The following is an 18,413-nucleotide window of genomic DNA, read 5'->3' as shown; positions in this document are numbered from 1 at the left end:
CACGACAGGAAAAGCGGCAATCGCGTGCGCGATGTCATCGCCGGAATCTACAATAGGCGGTCTCTTTTTCCCGGACCGCCCCCATGAAACTGCCTGCCGCCTGGCTGTGCTGCCTGTTGCTGACCTCGCCGGCGTGGGCCGCCGATACCGTGGTCAGCGGCAAGGTCTATCTGGAGCGTGACGGCAAGCCGGGCCGCGGTGCGACCGATCCTGGCCTGGCCGGCGTGCAGGTGTCCAACGGCGAAACCATCGTCAAGACCGCCGCGGACGGCAGCTACAGCCTGCCGGTGCGTGACGGGCAGACGGTCTTCGTGATCAAGCCCGATGCGTATTCCTTCCCGAAGGCCGCCGACGGCCTGCCGTCGTTCTGGCGGCACTACCGGCCCAACGGTTCGCCGGCGCTGAAGTACGGTGGCATCGCCGCGACCAGTGACGTTGCCCGCAACTGGGACTTCGCCCTGCAGAACGACCGGCATGACAGCCGCCGTGGTTTCCAGATGCTGGTGTTCACCGACTCGCAGACCGCCAGCCTGCAGGACATCGGCTACTACCGGCAGTCCATCGTGGCGCCGCTGGTGGGCCAGACCAAGGCCCGCCTGGGCACCACCCTGGGTGACATCGTCAACGACGACCTGACCCTGTACCCGGCGATCAACAAGGTCACCACCGAACTTGGCGTGCCGTGGTTCCACGTACCCGGCAACCACGACCTGGATGTCGACGCGGCCAATGATGCGCATTCGCTGGACAGCTGGCGCAACATCTACGGCCCCGACACCTACGCAGTGGAAGAGGGGGGCGCCAGTTTCGTGTTCCTCGACGACGTGGTGTACGACCCCAACGCCAAGCCCAGGTATGTGGGTGGCCTGCGCGAGGATCAGTTCGCTTTCGTTGCTGCCTACCTGAAGGGCCTGCACAAGGACCGTCTGCTGGTGCTGGGCATGCACATCCCGCTGTTCGATGCGGCACCGGGGCGCGAGACCTTCCGCCATGCCGACCGCCAGCGCCTGTTCGACCTGCTGAAGGACTTCCGCAACGTGCTGGTGCTCAGTGGCCACAGCCACACCCAGCAGCACGTCTACCACGGCAAGGCTGACGGCTGGCAGGGCGCCAGGCCGCTGCACGAGTACAACGTCGGTGCCAACTGCGGTGCGTTCTGGTCGGGCGTGAAAAATGCCGCCGGCGTACCGGACAGCACCATGAGCGACGGCACGCCGAAGGGCTATGCGTTGCTGGACGTGGCCGGCAACGGCAGCTATCGCCTGCAGTACCGGGTGGCCGGTGCGGCCGCCAGCGAGCAGATCGGCCTGCATGCACCGAAGGTGCTGCGCAAGGGCGCGTACCCGGCGTGGGGCATCTATGCCAACGTGTACATGGGCGAGGACGCCAGCGTAGTCGAGTACCGCGTCGATGGCGGCGGCTGGCAGCCGATGAAGCAGGTCAGCCAGCCTGATCCGCGCCTGCTGGTGGAGAACGTGGCCGACGATCTGGCCACCACGCTGCGCGGTTACGACCGCTCGCCGGAAGCCACTGCCTCGCCGCATCTGTGGCGTGGCGCGTTGCCGACCGACCTGGCCGTGGGCAACCACAAGGTCGAGGTGCGCTCCACCCAGCCCGATGGTGCGGTGTTCACCGCCAGCACCAGCTACAGCCTGCAGACCGCGCAGCCCTGAGCGCGGGCGCGGGCCGGGCTTCGATCACCAGCTTCCATCACGAAAGGACGCAGCATGGATATCCGCTTCATGGCCGGCACCACCCCGGTCACCCTCAGCCGCCACTGGTTCACCGGCGCGATGATGCTGCAGAGCGCCAGCGAGAAGGTCTGGGTGCAGCATCCGCTGCATCCGGGCACGCACTTCTCGTTCTCGCTGGTACAGTCGTGGCAGCGCCATATCGCCGGCCATGAAGTGCTGGTGGAGCGGACCCGGCCGCTGCTGTTCGCCGGGTTCCGCCCGCAGCGCCTGCGGGTGCTGGTGGACGGTGTGCAGGTGGCCGAGCAGGAAGGCATGTGACCCGGGCGGCGCTGTCGCCGCGCTAGGCAAAGGCCGTCCGATGCCTGAGAATCGGCACGATTCAATCGATCCAAGCAGGCCAGCGTGAACGTTGCAGCAGTGTCCCCGGCGCCATCCGAGTCCGCCCGCAGCGGCGTCCCCCGCAGCCTGGTCGTCGCCGATGTCGGCGGTACCTTCGCTCGTCTTGCGTTGGCTGAGACCCTGCCGGGGCAGGCGCCGCGGCTGGGCAGCTACCGCACCTACGCCTGCGCCGACCACCCCAGCCTGGCGGCGATCCTGGCCGATTTCACCGCCAGTCTCGGCCAGCCGATGGCCAGTGCGGTGGTCGCCATCGCCGGCCTGCTCGACGGCGATACCCTGATCAATGCCAATCTGCCGTGGACGGTGTCGCTGTCGGCGACGCGCCGCGAGTCGGGCCTGCCCGACCTGCAGCTGATCAATGATTTCGAAGCAGTGGCGTTGGCCATTCCCTACCTGCAGGCCGACACGCTGGTGCCGCTGAATGGCGATGCCGATCCGGCCAAGACCTTCCCGGCACTGGTGCTGGGGCCGGGCACCGGCCTGGGCGCCGCGTTGCGCTTCGCCGATGGCGAGCGCCCGGTGCTGGCCAGCGAGATCGGCCACGCTGCGTTGGGCGCCGGCAATGCGCTGGAACTGCATGTGCTGGGCCAGCTGCTGCAGCGCTGGCCGCATGTGGACAACGAACGCGTGCTGTCCGGCAGCGGCCTGATGAACCTGTATCCCTGCCTGTGCGAACTGCGCGGCGTGGCTCCGCAATGGACCAGCACCGAAGCGCTGATCGCGGCTGCGCGGCAAGGCGACGACGCGCTGGCAGTGGAAACCCTGCAGGTGTTCTGCGCCTGGCTGGGCAGCCTGGCCGGCGACGCGGCGATCGCCGTGGGCGCGCGCTCGGTGTACCTGGCCGGCGGCATTTCCACCCATGTGCAGGACTTCCTGGCCGACGGCCGTTTCCGTGAGCGCTTCCTCAACAAGGGGGTGCTGACCGACGTGCTGCGCCAGGTGCCGGTGTGGCGGGTCGAACATGGCCAGCTGGGTGTGCTCGGTGCCGCAGCCTGGCACGCAGCGCGGACCCCCGCGCACGATTGATCGGCGCTGCCGGCATCGGGCCGGCGGGCGCAGCATGCAGACGGAGGCGAAGATGGTGGATCGCAGGCAATTTTTGCAGGCCGGTGCACTGGCCGCAGGCGTGGCAGCGTTGCCGGCGGTGAAGGCGCGTACGCACGGTGGCGCCAAGGTGGTCTCGACCTGGGACTTCGGCGTGCCGGCCAACCAGGCCGCGTGGAAGGTACTGGCGCAGGGCGGCAGTGCGCTGGATGCGGTGGAAGCCGGTGCACGCTGGGCCGAAAGCGAGCTGTGCAATCCCACCGTCGGCCATTGTGGCAACCCGGACCGCGACGGCGTGCTGAGCCTGGACGCCAGCATCATGGATGGTGACGGCCGCTGTGGCGCGGTTGCTGCGCTGGTCGACATCCTGCACCCGGTGTCGGTGGCCCGCAGGGTGATGGAGAACAGCCCGCATGTGCTGCTGGTGGGCGAGGGCGCCCAGCAGTTCGCCGTGCAGCAGGGCTTCCAGCGCCAGCACCTGCTGACGCCGAAGGCCGAAGCGGCCTGGCGTGAGTGGCTGAAGACCGAAAAGTACGCGCCGCAGATCAATGCCGAGCGCCGCGGTCTTCCCGGCAACAGCGACAACCACGACACCATCGGCATGCTGGCACTGGACGCCAAGGGCAACCTGGCCGGTGCCTGCACCACCAGCGGCATGGCCTGGAAACTGCACGGCCGGGTCGGCGACAGCCCGATCATCGGCGCCGGCCTTTACGTGGACAACGACGTGGGCGCGGCCACCGCCTCGGGTGTGGGCGAAGAAATGATCCGCAACGCGGCCTCGTTCCTGGTGGTCGAGCTGATGCGCCAGGGCCGTTCGCCGGCACAGGCCTGCCGCGAAGCGATCGACCGGGTGGTGCGCAAGCGCCCCGAGGCCAGCCGCACACTGCAGGTCTGCTTCCTTGCCATGAACAAGCAGGGCGAGGTGGGTGCCTATGCACTGCATCGCGGCTTCGTCTACGCGGTGTGCGATGCGCAGCGCCAGGACGACCTGCGCGACTCACCGTCGATCTATACGAGCACGCAGGCGTGAACGCGCGCCTGACGCTGGAGATCGCCAGCAATTCGGTGGCTTCGGCGTTGGCCGCGCAGGCCGGTGGCGCAGATCGCATCGAACTGTTCGACAACCTTGCCGAAGGCGGTACCACGCCGTCGTTTGCCAGCATCGCCATCGCCCGCGAGCGGCTGCAGATTCCGTTGTTCGTGCTGGTGCGGCCGCGTCCAGGTGATTTCCACTACGACGCGCTGGAAACCGAGCTGATGCTGCGCGACATCGCCCAGTGCCGCGCGCTGGGCTGCGAGGGCGTGGTGATCGGTGCGCTGGATGCGCAGGGCGATATCGACCTGCCGCTGTGCCGCGAACTGCTGCGCGCGGCCGGCCCGTTGCAGGTGACCTTCCACCGTGCCTTCGATGCCGCGCGCGATCTGCCGGCGGCGCTGGAGCAGGTGATCGGGCTGGGCTGCCAGCGGGTGCTGACGTCCGGCGGCCAGGCCAGCGCCGACGCCGGTGCCGATGTACTGGCCGCGCTGGTCGCGCAGGCGGCCGGCAGGATCAACGTCATGGCCGGCGCAGGGCTGGGCCCGGGCAACATCGCCGCCGTCGCGCGGCAGACCGGCTGTCTCGAACTGCATGCCTCGGCCAAGGGGCAACGACGTTCGGCCATGCAGTTCCAGAACCCGGCCCTGCGCGGGCTGGACCCGGACTGGAGCCAGACAGACACCGCCACGGTGAGTGCGCTGCGGAAGGCGCTCGACGGCTGACCGAATCCGCCGGGCATGGCCCGGCGCTACCGGGGCGGGTCCGCACCGCGATGGGTGCATGCGCGGTAGCGCCGGGCCATGCCCGGCGAACGCGCAAACCCGATCACGGACAAAACCGTTCTGCGCGCGACTGTCGCGATCGTGTCATCGACATCTGTGCTGCTTCCATAACGATGTCGTGCAACCCATTGATTCATCTGCACCCCAACAGGCAACAACGACGTGTGTCGGATGGATGCTGCGCCGCCACATGCTGGGCGTGGTTCAGCTGTGCTTTAGTTTGGATCGATCCACAGGGGAGGGCGGTCGAATCGAGATGGATCGATTCAACGCCCGGGATCGCCATCCGACCGCGCGTCCACCATCCAAGAGCAACCACCCATGGCTCAGTCCGTCCGCAACCGCCGTCATCTGCTGTCCCACGCCCTCGCCCTGGCCCTGCTGCCGTTCGCCGCTGGCGCACAGGACGCGGCCCCGTCGCCCACCAAGGATCTCGATGCGGTCACCGTCACCGGTTCGCGCATCAAGCGTGCCAGCGTCGAGGGCCCGGCCCCGGTCAACGTGATCAGGGCCGCACAGATCCAGAAGGAAGGCTTCGTCACCGTCTACGACGCACTGAAGACCCTGACCGAGGCGACCGGCACGGTCGAGGCGGCATCGCAGTGGGGCTCGCACACCCCCAACGCGAGTGGCCTGAACCTGCGCGGCATGGGCCCCAACCGCAGCCTGCTGCTGGTCAATGGCCGCCGCGTGGCCGACTATCCGCTGCCCTATGGCGGCGAGACCAATTTCTCCAACTACAGCAACATTCCGGCGGCGGCGGTCGAACGCATCGAAGTGCTGACTGGCGGCGCCTCGGCGATCTACGGTTCGGACGCCATCGCCGGCGTGGTCAACGTCATCCTCAAGACCAACTACGACGGCGACGAAGTGCGCGTGCGCGGCGGCACCTCCACCGAAGGCGGGCGTGACACCTGGGATCTGTCCTGGGCGGGCGGCAAGACCGGCGACAACTGGAGCGTGACCTACGCCCTGCAGTACACCAAGCGCGATCCGCTGTTCGGCCGCGACCGGCCGCAGATGGACGACGCCGACGATGCGCTGTACCCGTCCTGGAACATGGAGCAGCGCAAGGTCGGTTTCCGCCCCACCGCTGGCCTGGCGTTGATCGACCCCAGCAACGGCCAGCGCCTGGCGCCGCCGGACGGCACCTGCGAGAAATTCGCTGGCGAGTACTACACCGCCGACCGCCTGGTCTACAACTACAACGCCAATACGGTGAGCAACACCGGCCGCCTCTGCGGCATGAGCGCCGACTACGCCAACTGGCTGTTGACCGGCGGCTCGGAGAACCTGTCGGGCAACCTGTATGCCACCTTCGATTTCGGCAACGATCTGCAGGCCTGGAGCAACCTGGCGGTATACCGTTCCGAAGCGATCTGGGGCACCAATCCGCCGAGCGTGTCGCTGATCGACGATGCCAACGGTTACTACTGGGATGCCAACCGCAATCGCCCGGTGCTCGGCGTGCGCCAGTTCACCCCGAACGAAGTCGGTGGCCTGGACACGCTGCGCAATACCAACCGCGAGTTGTCGTGGGATATCAGCGCAGGCCTGCGCGGGCGTCTGGCCGATCGTTTCGATTGGAGCGCCACGGTCGGCCGTTCCTACTACCGCGTTGAGGAGCGGCAGAACGTGGTCGACGAGCAGAAGTCGTACGACTTCTTCCTCGGCCCACGGCTGGGCACCACCGGCGATGGCGAGGCGATCTACGCCTTGAACGAGTCGCGCTGGTGGAACCCGATCACCCCGGACCAGTACTGGCAGATGGGCACGGTAGCGAAGAACCGGGCGTCGTCCTATGTCAACCAGGCCTCGGCCGACATCACCGGTGAACTGTTCCAGGGCTGGGCCGGGCCGATCTCGTTCGCCGCGGTAGCCGAAGTGGCCAAGCAGGGCTATCACCTCAGCCCGGACCCGCGCGCGGGCATCGATTTCGATCTGCAGAACGTCGATCGCGGCGGTGGCGAGCGTACGCGTTATTCGGCAGGCGTCGAGTTCAAGATCCCGTTGGCCGACAGCCTGATCGCCACCGCGGCGGCACGCTACGACCGGTACGGCAGCTACAAGGCCGACGGCGGCGGCGAAGCGCTGGATATCGGCAGCCAGAAGGAAACCACCTGGAACGCTGGCCTGGAATGGCGGCCGTTCGAGTCGCTGCTGGTGCGCGGTTCCTACGCGACCAGCTTCCACGCGCCGGACATGCACTACCTGCTGGGCCAGGCCAGCAGTTCCGAAGTGCTGACCTACGACCGCCTGCGCTGCATCGAGAGCGGCGCTTATCTGGTCAACAACTGCGGCGTGGGCAATACCGATGTGTGGTACGCGTTCGATGTGAACCGCCGGGGTACGCCGCTGCTGCGCTCGGAAACCGGCGATTCGTGGACGGTCGGTTTCGTGTGGGACGTGCTGCCGAACCTGTCGATGAGCGCTGACTACTGGGCGATCAAGCTGGAAGACATGATCGTCGACGTCGGCGCGGACGAGGTGCTGGCCAGCGAGGCCGGCTGCCTGACCGGCAAGAACATGGATGGCACGCCGTGGGCGAACCCGGCGGGTGAGGCTTACTGCGCTGGCATCCTGGCCCGGGTGAACCGTGACAGCAGCGGCCGGCTGGTGTCGATCGAGCGCGGGCCGTTCAACCTGGCCAGCCGCGAAGTGCGCGGCATCGACCTGAGCGTGCGCTACCGGCTGGAGACGGCCGCATGGGGCAGCTTCCAGCTGGGGGTGAACTACACCAACCAGATTTCGACGAAAGAACAGCGTTACGCCAACGATCCGAACCCTGAGCGTCGCGACCGTGACCTGCGCAGCAAGCTGCGCGCCAGCCTGGCGTGGCAGGGGGGCAACTGGAATGCGAACGTGTATGCCGACCGCATCGGTTCGGTGCCGGGCGTGCGCTACCACTGGGGCACCGACCGCCTGGACAACCCCGGTGGCTGCCTGCCGTTCGCCGATGGCTACGTGCCCAGCGACAGCCCGTCGCTGAACTGCCTGGAGCCTGCCACGCGCCCGGATGGATCGGCCAATCCGAACCCGAATGCGGGGCAGCAGACGGCGCGCTACTACGGGCGGGTGGGGCCGTTCATTACCTGGAATTTCAACGTCGGCTACCAGGTGACCGAGTTCATGAAGGTCAATCTGTACGTGAACAACGCTTTCAATGCGACCAGCTGGAACCACAAGGACCCGTACAAGGTCGACTACGATTTCGCCCCGACCCGCCTGCTGGGTGCGGTGGGACGCGAGTTCGCGCTGGAGTATGTGTTCACGTTCTGAGGGAAGGCGGCGCCGGGCATGGCCCGGCGCCAGCCACGATTTGACGGGCAGCCACGCATGGCGTGGCTCTACTGTGGCTTTGATGGAACATTGGCGGGGTGGGGTGGATTTGACCTTCCCACGATGGCAAGGTCTAGGCTGGTCGCCATCCTCCAGATGGAACCAGGGAAACCAGGCCATGAGCACCTCCAGCCCCACAGCCGTCCACGGGACGGCTTCCACCATCAGCCTGCCGATCGAAGGCATGACCTGCGCCAGCTGTGTTGGCCGCGTTGAAGCGGCCCTGGCCAAGGTCGAGGGGGTCGCCAGCGTGTCGGTCAACCTGGCCACCGAGCGCGCAGACATCCGTTCCTCTGGTCCGGTCGACCGCGATGCGCTGATCCAGGCAGTAGAGAAGGTGGGCTACGAAGTACCCGCCGCGACCACCGAACTGGCCGTGGAAGGGATGACCTGCGCGTCCTGCGTCGGCCGCGTGGAGCGCGCGCTGCTGGCCGTACCGGGCGTCAGCCACGCCAGCGTCAACCTGGCCACCGAGCGTGCGACCGTGCGCGGCGTTGCCGGCATCGATGCACTGGTGGCGGCGATCGACAAGGTTGGATATGCGGCACGCGCGATCGATGGCGGTACCCAGGTCGACGAGGAAGCGGCGGAAAAGAAGGATGCCGAGCGGGTGGCGCTGAAGCGCGACCTGATCCTGGCCAGCGTGCTGGCGGCCCCGGTGTTCGTGCTGGAAATGGGCTCGCACCTGATCCCCGGCATGCACCATTGGGTGATGTCCACGATCGGCATGCAGGCCAGCTGGTACCTGCAGTTCGTGCTGACCACGCTGGTCCTGGCCATTCCCGGCCGGCGTTTCTACCAGAAGGGCTTCCCGGCGCTGCTGCGCCTGGCGCCTGACATGAACTCGCTGGTGGCGGTGGGTACCGCGGCGGCGTTCGGTTATTCGGTGGTGGCCACCTTCATCCCGCGCCTGCTGCCGGCGGGCACGGTGAATGTCTACTACGAAGCGGCGGCGGTGATCGTCGCGCTGATCCTGCTCGGCCGGTTCCTGGAGGTGCGCGCGAAAGGCCGTACCTCGGAGGCGATCAAGCGCCTGGTCAACCTGCAGGCCAAGGTGGCGCACGTCAGCCGCGAAGGGCGCATCGTCGATATCCCGATCAACGAGGTGCTGCTGGGCGATCTGCTGGAAGTGCGTCCGGGCGAGCGCGTGCCGGTGGATGGTGAGGTGGCCGAGGGTCGCAGCTACGTCGACGAATCGATGATCACTGGCGAGCCGATCCCGGTGGAGAAGTCGGCCGGCAGCAGCGTGGTTGGCGGCACCGTCAACCAGAAGGGCGCGCTGACCCTGCGTGCGACGGCGGTAGGTGGGCAGACCATGCTGGCGCAGATCATCCGTCTGGTTGAACAGGCACAGGGTTCCAAGCTGCCCATCCAGGCCGTGGTCGACAAGGTGACGCTGTGGTTCGTGCCGGCGGTGATGCTGGCGGCCCTGGCCACCTTCCTGGTGTGGCTGATCTTCGGACCGTCGCCGGCGCTGACCTTCGCGCTGGTCAACGCGGTGGCCGTGCTGATCATCGCCTGCCCATGCGCGATGGGGCTGGCCACGCCGACCTCGATCATGGTCGGCACCGGCCGTGGCGCCGAGATGGGCGTGTTGTTCCGCAAGGGCGAGGCGCTGCAGCTGTTGAAGGACGCCAAGGTGGTGGCGGTGGACAAGACCGGCACTTTGACCGAAGGTCGCCCGCTGCTGACCGATCTGGAAATCGCCGACGGTTTCGATCGTGCGCAGGTACTGGCGCGGGTGGCCGCGGTGGAGTCGCGCTCGGAGCATCCGATCGCCCGCGCCATTGTCGAGGCGGCGACGGAGGAGGGCATCGCGTTGCCGGCGATGATTGATTTCGAGTCGGCGACCGGCATGGGCGTGCGTGCCAGCGTCGACGGTGCGCGGGTGGAAGTGGGTGCCGATCGCTTCATGCGTTCGCTGGGCGTGGACATCGGCATGTTCGCTGCGCTGGCCGACCGCCTCGGCAACGAAGGAAAGTCGCCGCTGTATGCCGCCATCGATGGCCGCCTGGCGGCGATCATCGCCGTCTCCGATCCGATCAAGCCGAGTACGCCGGCCGCCATTGCCGCCCTGCACCAGCTGGGTCTGAAGGTGGCCATGATTACCGGTGACAACGCCGCCACCGCGCAGGCCATCGCCCGCCAGCTCGGCATCGATGAAGTGGTGGCCGAGGTGTTGCCCGAAGGCAAGGTGGAGGCGGTGCGCCGGTTGAAGGCGGCTTACGGGCAGATTGCGTTCGTCGGTGATGGCATCAACGATGCGCCGGCGCTGGCCGAGGCCGATGTGGGCCTGGCGATCGGCACCGGCACCGATGTCGCGGTGGAGTCGGCCGACGTGGTGCTGATGTCCGGCAACCTGCAGGGCGTGCCCAATGCCATCGCGCTGTCGAAGGCGACCATCGGCAACATCCGCCAGAACCTGTTCTGGGCCTTCGCCTACAACACCGCGTTGATTCCGGTCGCGGCGGGTGCGCTGTACCCGGTATGGGGCGTGCTGCTGTCGCCGGTGTTCGCCGCCGGTGCCATGGCCCTGTCCAGCGTGTTCGTGCTCGGCAATGCGCTGCGCCTGCGGCGCTTCCAGGTGCCGATGGTCGAGGCGTCCCATGCGGCCCAGTAAAGGAGTGATGGCATGAACATCGGTGAAGCATCGAAGGCATCCAGCGTGTCGGCCAAGATGATCCGCTACTACGAGCAGATCGGCCTGATTCCGCCAGCTGACCGTACCGGCGCGGGTTATCGCGCCTATTCGCAGGCCGACGTGCACCGGCTGCGTTTCATCCGTCGCGCGCGTGATCTCGGCTTTTCGGTGGCCGAGATCACTGACCTGCTGGGCCTGTGGAACGACACCTCGCGGCACAGCGCCGACGTCAAGCGCCTGGCCGAGCAGCACATCGATGATCTGGAACAGCGCATCGAGAACATGCGGCAGATGGCCGATACGCTGAAATCCCTGATCAGCTGCTGCGCCGGCGATGATCGTCCCGAGTGCCCGATCCTGCAGCGGCTGGGGGAAGGCGAGGAGGGCGCTGCGCCGGTGGCGGCGCCCACCGGGGCGGTACGCAGGCGCGCGCGCAGGACCTGAAGACGACATACGGAAAAGAAAATACCCGCCCCGGCAGTTGCACGGGGCGGGCATCGTTCATGCAGTGGCTCAGGCGATCAGGCCGGGCGCGGCGGGAAACCCGCTTCGGTCAGCGCTGCAATGATCTGCGCTTCGCTGGCCGAGGTCTGCACCTGCACGCGGCGGCTGGGCGGGTCGGCCGACACCGTCGCCGCCGGGTCGACCAGCTCGATCGCCTTGGTCACGCTGCGCGCGCAGCCGCCGCAGGTCATGCCTTCCACATGGAATTCCATCTGTAGCTCCTTCGATGCACTTGGGGGTGGAGGCAGTGTGCACCTTGCAACGATGGCAGGGTCAAGCGCTCCCGCGGCGCAGGGGCCACGAAAAACGGCAGCCACCTGTACCAGCGCGGCTGCCGTGGAGGATCGTCCCCGCCCGCAGGCGGGGGTTAATGCCTTAGAACTTCCAGTTCACGCCGAAGTACAGCTGGCGCCCGGCATACAGGTTGGACAGCAGGCGGGCCTGGCTGTCATTGCCGATGTAGCTGCGCAGCTCGGACTTGGTGGCGTTCAGCACTGCCGCGGTGACCGTCCAGTCCGGCGTGAGGTTGTAGGCCACGTTCAGATCCAGCTGGCTGTACGGCTTGGTGTAGGTGGTCAGGCCGTTGTTGAGCCCGCCCACCACTTCGCCGCGACGGTTGTACGAGGCACGGGCCAGGAACTTCTCGTTCTCGTAGAACACGGTGACGTTGGCTTGGTTCTTGGCGCTGCCGACCAGCGGCGACGAACCGATCTCTTCGCCATCAAGCACGATCGAGGCCAGGTTGGTGTCGTTGTAGGTGTAGTTGGCCTGCACGCCCAGACCGAAGTCGAAGGTGTACTGGCCATACAGCTCCACGCCCTGCGACACGCCGTCGCGGCCGTTGGCTTCGGTGCTGTACTTCTGCACCACCACCGTTTCACCACCGACGCTCATCTGCTGGTCGCGCACGACCGGCACGGTGAAGTTGTCCACGTTCTTGCGGAACAACGCCACGCCTGCAACCGAACCCGGCTTGAAGTACCACTCCAGGCCAAGGTCGAACTGCACCGCCTTGAACGGCTCCAGTGCCTTGTTGCTGCCCGAGCCGTACCAGCCGGGGGTGTCGGTGCCGCCAGCGACCCGACGATCATTGCTGTATTCCTGGCTGATGTACTGCAGGCCGCCCGGATAGGCGATGCTGGTGTAGCCCGGGCGCGCGATCACCTTCGACGCGGCACCGCGCAGCACCAGGTTGTCGGTGATGTCCCAGGCGATGTTGAAGCTCGGCAGGAAGTCCGTATAGGTCTTTTCCAGCGAGCTGAGGGTATAGACCTTGTCGCGCACCTGGTTGTCCGGCAGACGCACGAAGCCGCCCTGGCAACGCAGGTTCGGATCGGCAGCCGGGTCATCGCAGCTCATCGGCGCACCAGCGGCGTTGTCCACGAAGTAGTCGTTGAAGCGCTCGACCGAATCGCTGGACTGGGCGAACTGCTTGGTGCGCACCACGCGCACGCCGACGTTGCCGCGCACGCGGTCGGTACGGAAGTTGGCCTGGAAGTAACCCGAGTAGATCTTCTCGTTGACGTCGTAGACGAAGTCTTCCTCGGTACGGTTGTGCGAGCCACCGTAGGTCTGGTTGAGGTAGTCGATGTAGGCCGGGTAGTTGATGCCGGGGAACACGTTGGCATTGAAGCCACCGGCGATGTTGCTGATCGGGTTGGACAGGAAGAAGCCCGGCTGCGCATTGCCTGCGGTCGGATCGCAACCGGCCTGGTAACGATTGTTGTCATAGTCGGCCGGGTCCAGGCCCTGGCAGACCCAGTAGGTGTTGCCGGTATTGCGGTGCACCTGGCCGTCGCGGTACTTGGCGCCGAACTGGATGGAATCCAGCCAGCCGGCTTCGAACATCTTGGTGACGTCGGCCTGGAAGTAGTTCTGCTTGACCTCGGTCTGCATCCACGACGAATCGGTGGAGCCGGTATCGACCTCGGCGATGCCGGCCATCAGCTGCTGCTGGATGTCCGGCGAGACGGTCAGCGACGGCGTGCCGGTCAGGTCCCACGCGGTGTACTGGTTGCCCGCCTGCCACTGGTCACCGACCTTGCGGCGGGGCTTGGCCGACATGCGGAAATTCATCGACGGGCCACCCTTGGACCAGGTGCGGCCGCCGGTGAAGCTGGCCTTCCACAGCGGGCTGATGTCCCAGTCGACGGTCAGATCGGCCGTCTGCGAAAGCGCCTTTTCCTTGCTGTAGCCACCGGTCAGCTGCGGAGTGGGGATGGTGCAGTCATCCGGACCCCAGCCACCCGGGGGCAGGCCAGCTGCGGCGGCCTGGTCTTCGCTGCAGTAATAGGTCTTGCCGGCAAGCTTTTCGTACTGCGCGCCGGTGACGATGCTGCCACTGGGATCGAAGCTCAGCCCGTTGAGCAGGCGCCCACCGGCCCAGTTGCCATCGCCGTTGTAGCGGGCCAGGTTCCACTCCGGCACCTTCAGCATGTTCTGGGTGTAGTCACCCTGCAGTTCGAAGCGGAAGTAGTTCGCGGTCAGGGTCAGGTTGTCGATCGGCTTGAACTGGAAAGTCAGCTGGCCGCCCTTGCGCTCGCGCTTCTCTTCCTTCACCGCGAAGTTCACCGAGGTCGGCATGAAGAATTCGCTGTAGTTCGTGCCGGTCTGGTTGTTGAAACCGGATTGGCCCCACCAGTAGTGGATGCCATCCTGTTCCAGCAGGTTGCCGTTGGCATCGCGCGCGGTGGTGTTGTTGCCGTACCACTGGTAGTCCTCGGTGCTGGTCTCCATGGTGCGGCTGGTGCGCTTCTGCTGGGTCACGCCGACCAGCACGCCGAAGCGCTCGTCCTTGCTGTGCCAGGAGTACAGCGCCGACACCTGCGGGTCGACGTCGTGGCTGGTATCGGACGAAGTGCCTTCCAGGTTGACGTAGCCGGAGTTGGCTTCCATCTCCAGCGGGCGACGGGTATGCAGGATCACCGTGCCGCCGATGCCGCCTTCGTCGATGCGCGCTTCCGGCGACTTGAACAGCTCGGCGCTGGACAGCATGTTCGACGGCAGCAGGGTGTAGTTGAACGAGCGGGTAGCTTCGTTGTTGGTTTCCGACGAGGCGACGTAGTTGCCGTTCAACTGGGTCAGGGTCAGGTCGGGCGCGAGGCCGCGCACGCTGACCGACTTGCCTTCGCCACCGCTGCGGGTGATGACCACGCCGGGCACGCGCTGCAGCGCGTCGGCCACGTTCTTGTCGGGGAACTTGCCAACGTCCTCGGCGGTGATCACTTCGACCACGGCGTTGGCGTCGCGCTTCTGCTGCAGGCTCTTTTCGATCGCGTAGCGATAGCCGGTGACCTGGACGCTGTCCAGGGTGGTGGCGTCCTGCGTGCCGGTCGTAGCTGACGCCTGCTGGGCGGAAGCGCCAAGCGGGGCGACGGCGGCGGCCAGGGCCAGCGCGATGGCCAGCGACAACGCGTCGTGGCCCTGCGTACGTGTTGAATGCTTCATTGCCATCTCTCCCTCTCTCCTGGATTGATCCGGTGACTGACTGACGCGGAAACTTGAATCGATCTAATTCGTGATGCCGATCTTGCCTTCGCCCTGCAGATGCGACGAGCGCCTGGCAGATGGCCTGACACGTCCTGTCCTGCTCCCCAACTCCCGGGCCATCGCGATGTCGTCTTGGATCGATCTAAGCGATGGGCGGGGCGATTTTTAGCACGGCCAACGCGCCGACGCATGTTGCTGCGCAATATGGCAGCGACGTGTCGTGCAAATGACCCTTCGCGGAAAAATGCTGTAAGCGTTTACATGCGCAGACGGGGTGGGCCGGCCGGGCTGCGCCCGGCACCCGCAGAGGCCTTCAGGCCAGGGCAACAGCACAGCAACTGCAACAGCAACAGCTGGTTTCCTGCGGGATGGCGGGGTGGGTCCGGTTGCGGGGGACGCTGCAAGTACGTCCATGTAAGCTCGGTCGCGCCATCCATGGCGCTCACGCCCCCGCAACCGGACCCACCCCACCTTCGACAGATTCCCGCGATTTGTCGGAATGGCATGGCGTGGTCCTGGTGGGTGTCGACCTTGGTAGACACGTGGATCCATGCCATGCATGGATGAAATCCAATCGATGATTTCGAAATCGGTAGGAACATCCATTCGCGCACGGCGTGGATCTACCAGATCTCGGGAAACTGTCAGGGGTGGGGCGGTATGGGCAGGCAGGACCGTTGGCGCCATGGATGGCGCCATCGAGCCCCCATGGATGGGTCTACGGCGTGTCCTGCCTGCCCATACCGCCCCGCCCAGCTCGGTAGCCCGCCGTTGCTGTTGCTGTTTTCTTGGCTTGAAGGCCTCTGCGGGTGCCGGGCGCAGCCCGGCCGAAGCCCCCGCTCATGCTGCGCCGCAGAATGCATTGGGCGAAATTCCCATGGTCTACTTGAATCGATCTAAATCCGCCGGGGTGCGGATTTGTACCGATGGAAACGAGGGCTCGGCCTGTGCGGCCGGTTCTTCGCTGCCGCCCTGCCGCCAAGGAGTCCTGCCCGTGACCAGGTTGTCCCGCCGTCGTCCCGCCCGCCGCCTGTCGGCATTGTCCCATCGGCCCCTGGCCCGCATCGCCTGCCTGCTGGCACTGGCGGTGACGCCCTGGCTGCAGGCCGCACCGGCCGCGCTGGAGCGCGAGGTCAATACCTTCATCGGCAGCAAGGATGACGGCAACACCTTCCCCGGTGCCTCGGCACCGTTCGGCCTGATCCAGGTCAGCCCGATCGGCAGCCACTATTCGGGCTGGCGCTACGACGACGACAAGATCCGCGGCTTCGGCCACTCCTTCCTGTCCGGCGCCGGTTGCTGGGAGCAGGGTGGGCAGGTCTCGGTGCTGCCGGTGACCGGTTCGATCGGCCCCGGCGGCGACTTCGATACCGCCGATGCGAAAGCCTTCAATCACAAGACCTATGCGTCGGCCTACAGCCACGACGGTGAGATCGGCCAGGCCGGCTACTACAAGGTGCGCCTGACCAGCTACGGCGGCATCGACGCCGAAGCGACCGCGCGCACCCGCGCAGCTGCCGAGCGTTACACCTTCAGCCAGCGCCAGGGCGATGGCCACGTGCTGGTGAATGTCGGTCAGGCCAACGAGCGCCACTCGGTGATCGGCAGCGTGGTCGATGTGGTGGGTGACCGCGTGGTGGAAGGCAAGCTGGTCACCAAGAGCTTCTGCGGTGGGCACCAGTACACCACTTGGTTCCGCATTGAGTTCGACCGCCCGTTCAAGGCGCATGGCACCTGGGGTGAGGGCGGCGGCCTGCCGGGCGCGCGCCACAGCATGGAAGGCGAACAGAAGCCCAACGGCGCGTGGCTCAGCTTCGACCTGGCCAAGGGCCAGTCGGTCACCGCCGTCAGCGCGATCTCGCATGTGGATGCCGAAGGTGCGCGCACCAACCTGCGCGCCGAGGGCATGCAGGGCGGGGCGCTGCTGGGCTTCGAGCGCATGCGCGCGCTGTCGCAGCAATCGTGGCGTGAGCAGCTGGCACGCGTGCGCGTGCAGGGCGGCAATGGCGATGACCGCACCGTGTTCTACAGCGCGCTGTACCACGCGCTGCTGCAGCCGCTCACCGGCAGCGATGCCGACGGCCGTTACCGCGGCTACGACGACGGCATCCATCGCGCCGATGGCTGGACCTACTACGAGTACTTCTCGCTGTGGGACACCTACCGTGCACAGAACCAGTGGCTGGCACTGACGCGCCCGGATGTGGCGCGCGACATCGGTCGCAGCCTGCTGGCGATCGATGAGCAGGGCGGCTGGCTGCCGCGCTGGGGCTATGCCAACTTCGAGACCAACATCATGACCGGCGATCCGGTCACCCCCTTCATGGTCGACCTGTGGCGCTTCGGCGCGCTCAAGGGCCGCGAAGGGCAGGCATGGGATGCGCTGCGCCGCAATGCGTTCGGTACGCCGCCGCTGAACTCGCGTGCTGCCGGTCGCTCCGGCAACCCGACCTACCTGGACAAGGGCTACGTGGTCTACGACCGTGCGTTCCCGTCCAAGGGCATGGATGTCGATCCCCATCATGGTGGTTCGGCAACGCTGGAGTACGCACTGGCCGACTGCGCGCTTTCGCAGATGGCCGATGGGCTTGGCCATGCCCAGGATGCGGCGGTCCTGCGTGAGCGCGGCCGCAACTGGCGCAAGGTATGGGACCCGCAGGTGCGCGACGCCGAGACCGGCTTCACCGGCTTCCCGCGCCCGCGCACCGAAGATGGCCAGTGGTACACACCGGCCGATGGCCATTACAGCCCGCGCTCGCATCACGGTTTCCATGAAGGCACGGCGTGGCAGTACCAGTGGCTGGCGCAGCAGGACGTGCCGGGCCTGGTCGAAGCGATGGACGGCCGCGAACAGGCCGGCCGCCGCCTGGATGCTTTCTTCGCCATGGACGCTCTGCAGGCCGACCCGCTCAATGCTGCCCGCAAGGAGTGGGTGGTCGGGCCGTACAGCTACTACAACCAGTTCCGCTACAACCCCAACAACGAACCCGACCTGCATTCGCCGTGGCTGTACACGCTGATCGGCCAGCCGTGGAAGACCGCAGCGGTGGTGCGTGCAGCGCAGCAGCTGTTCACCAATGCACCCAACGGCGTGACCGGCAACGATGACCTCGGCACGATGTCGGCCTGGTACCTGTTCAGTGCGATCGGCGTGTACCCGGCGGTGCCGGGCAGCGGCGAGTTCCTGCTGCATACGCCGCGCTTTGCCAGGGTCGAGGTCGAGCTGGGCAATGGCCGCACCCTGCGCATCGAGGCACCTGGCGCCGATGGCCGCCGCCTGCAGTACGTGCAGGGCGTGCAGGTCGACGGCCAGGCACATGCCCCGGTATGGCTGGGCTGGAGCCAGCTGCAGCAGGGCCCGAAGCTGCGCTTCGCGCTGGACGGGCGGGCGCCGACCGAGGGCTGGGGCACTGCGGTCAAGGACCTGCCGGTGTCCTGGTGCGCGGCACCGGGCAGCCAGCTGCACTGAGCCGGGCTGTGCC

11 protein-coding genes are annotated in these 18,413 nt (G+C 66.6%); 9 read left to right on the top strand and 2 right to left on the bottom strand.

Going from position 1 to position 18,413, the window contains the following annotated elements:
- Positions 1-83 precede the first annotated feature (83 nt).
- The 8 genes from J2X70_RS03740 to cueR all read left to right on the top strand — a co-directional run bounded on the left by J2X70_RS03740 (position 84) and on the right by cueR (position 11,382).
- On the top strand, positions 84-1,673 hold the full coding sequence (locus J2X70_RS03740; protein ID WP_309908996.1) for a calcineurin-like phosphoesterase family protein: 1,590 nt from the start codon (positions 84-86) through the stop codon (positions 1,671-1,673).
- A gap of 54 nt (positions 1,674-1,727) precedes the next feature.
- Complete coding sequence (locus J2X70_RS03735; protein ID WP_025874818.1) at positions 1,728-2,012, top strand: hypothetical protein; 285 nt, start codon at positions 1,728-1,730, stop codon at positions 2,010-2,012.
- An 84-nt stretch (positions 2,013-2,096) separates the two neighbouring features.
- Positions 2,097-3,119: a glucokinase gene (locus J2X70_RS03730; RefSeq protein WP_032975527.1), complete on the top strand. Its 1,023-nt coding sequence runs from the start codon at positions 2,097-2,099 to the stop codon at positions 3,117-3,119.
- A gap of 52 nt (positions 3,120-3,171) precedes the next feature.
- Positions 3,172-4,170, top strand: coding sequence for a N(4)-(beta-N-acetylglucosaminyl)-L-asparaginase (locus J2X70_RS03725; RefSeq protein ID WP_059064083.1), 999 nt, complete (start codon positions 3,172-3,174; stop codon positions 4,168-4,170).
- Positions 4,167-4,898 carry a copper homeostasis protein CutC gene (locus tag J2X70_RS03720; RefSeq protein ID WP_309908992.1) on the top strand — a complete coding sequence of 244 codons (732 nt, stop codon included), beginning with the start codon at positions 4,167-4,169 and terminating at the stop codon, positions 4,896-4,898. Before J2X70_RS03725 ends, J2X70_RS03720 begins: the two co-directional genes overlap by 4 nt.
- Positions 4,899-5,279: 381 nt before the next feature.
- Positions 5,280-8,237: a TonB-dependent receptor gene (locus tag J2X70_RS03715; RefSeq protein WP_309908990.1), complete on the top strand. Its 2,958-nt coding sequence runs from the start codon at positions 5,280-5,282 to the stop codon at positions 8,235-8,237.
- Between the two features lie 178 nt (positions 8,238-8,415).
- Positions 8,416-10,917 (top strand): heavy metal translocating P-type ATPase, encoded by a 2,502-nt coding sequence (locus tag J2X70_RS03710; protein WP_309908988.1) that lies wholly within the window; start codon positions 8,416-8,418, stop codon positions 10,915-10,917.
- A gap of 12 nt (positions 10,918-10,929) precedes the next feature.
- Complete coding sequence (cueR, locus tag J2X70_RS03705; RefSeq protein WP_025874806.1) at positions 10,930-11,382, top strand: Cu(I)-responsive transcriptional regulator; 453 nt, start codon at positions 10,930-10,932, stop codon at positions 11,380-11,382.
- Between the two features lie 77 nt (positions 11,383-11,459).
- Here the strand turns inward: cueR and J2X70_RS03700 are convergent, their stop codons facing one another.
- Both J2X70_RS03700 and J2X70_RS03695 read right to left on the bottom strand, forming a co-directional pair.
- Positions 11,460-11,654 carry a heavy-metal-associated domain-containing protein gene (locus J2X70_RS03700; RefSeq protein WP_025874804.1) on the bottom strand — a complete coding sequence of 65 codons (195 nt, stop codon included), beginning with the start codon at positions 11,652-11,654 and terminating at the stop codon, positions 11,460-11,462.
- 163 nt (positions 11,655-11,817) lie between these two features.
- Positions 11,818-14,895 (bottom strand): TonB-dependent receptor, encoded by a 3,078-nt coding sequence (locus J2X70_RS03695; protein ID WP_059064082.1) that lies wholly within the window; start codon positions 14,893-14,895, stop codon positions 11,818-11,820.
- A 1,066-nt stretch (positions 14,896-15,961) separates the two neighbouring features.
- Between J2X70_RS03695 and J2X70_RS03690 the strand changes: the two genes are divergently transcribed.
- Positions 15,962-18,400, top strand: a complete 2,439-nt coding sequence (locus J2X70_RS03690) for a GH92 family glycosyl hydrolase (RefSeq protein WP_248148789.1) — start codon at positions 15,962-15,964, stop codon at positions 18,398-18,400.
- The last annotated feature ends 13 nt before the right edge of the window (positions 18,401-18,413 follow it).

It is taken from the genome of Stenotrophomonas sp. 1337 (assembly GCF_031455455.1).
In the GTDB taxonomy this organism is placed as follows: domain Bacteria; phylum Pseudomonadota; class Gammaproteobacteria; order Xanthomonadales; family Xanthomonadaceae; genus Stenotrophomonas; species Stenotrophomonas indicatrix.
The sequence above is the reverse complement of the archived record's forward strand: the minus strand, read 5'-3'. Positions and strand labels throughout refer to the sequence as shown.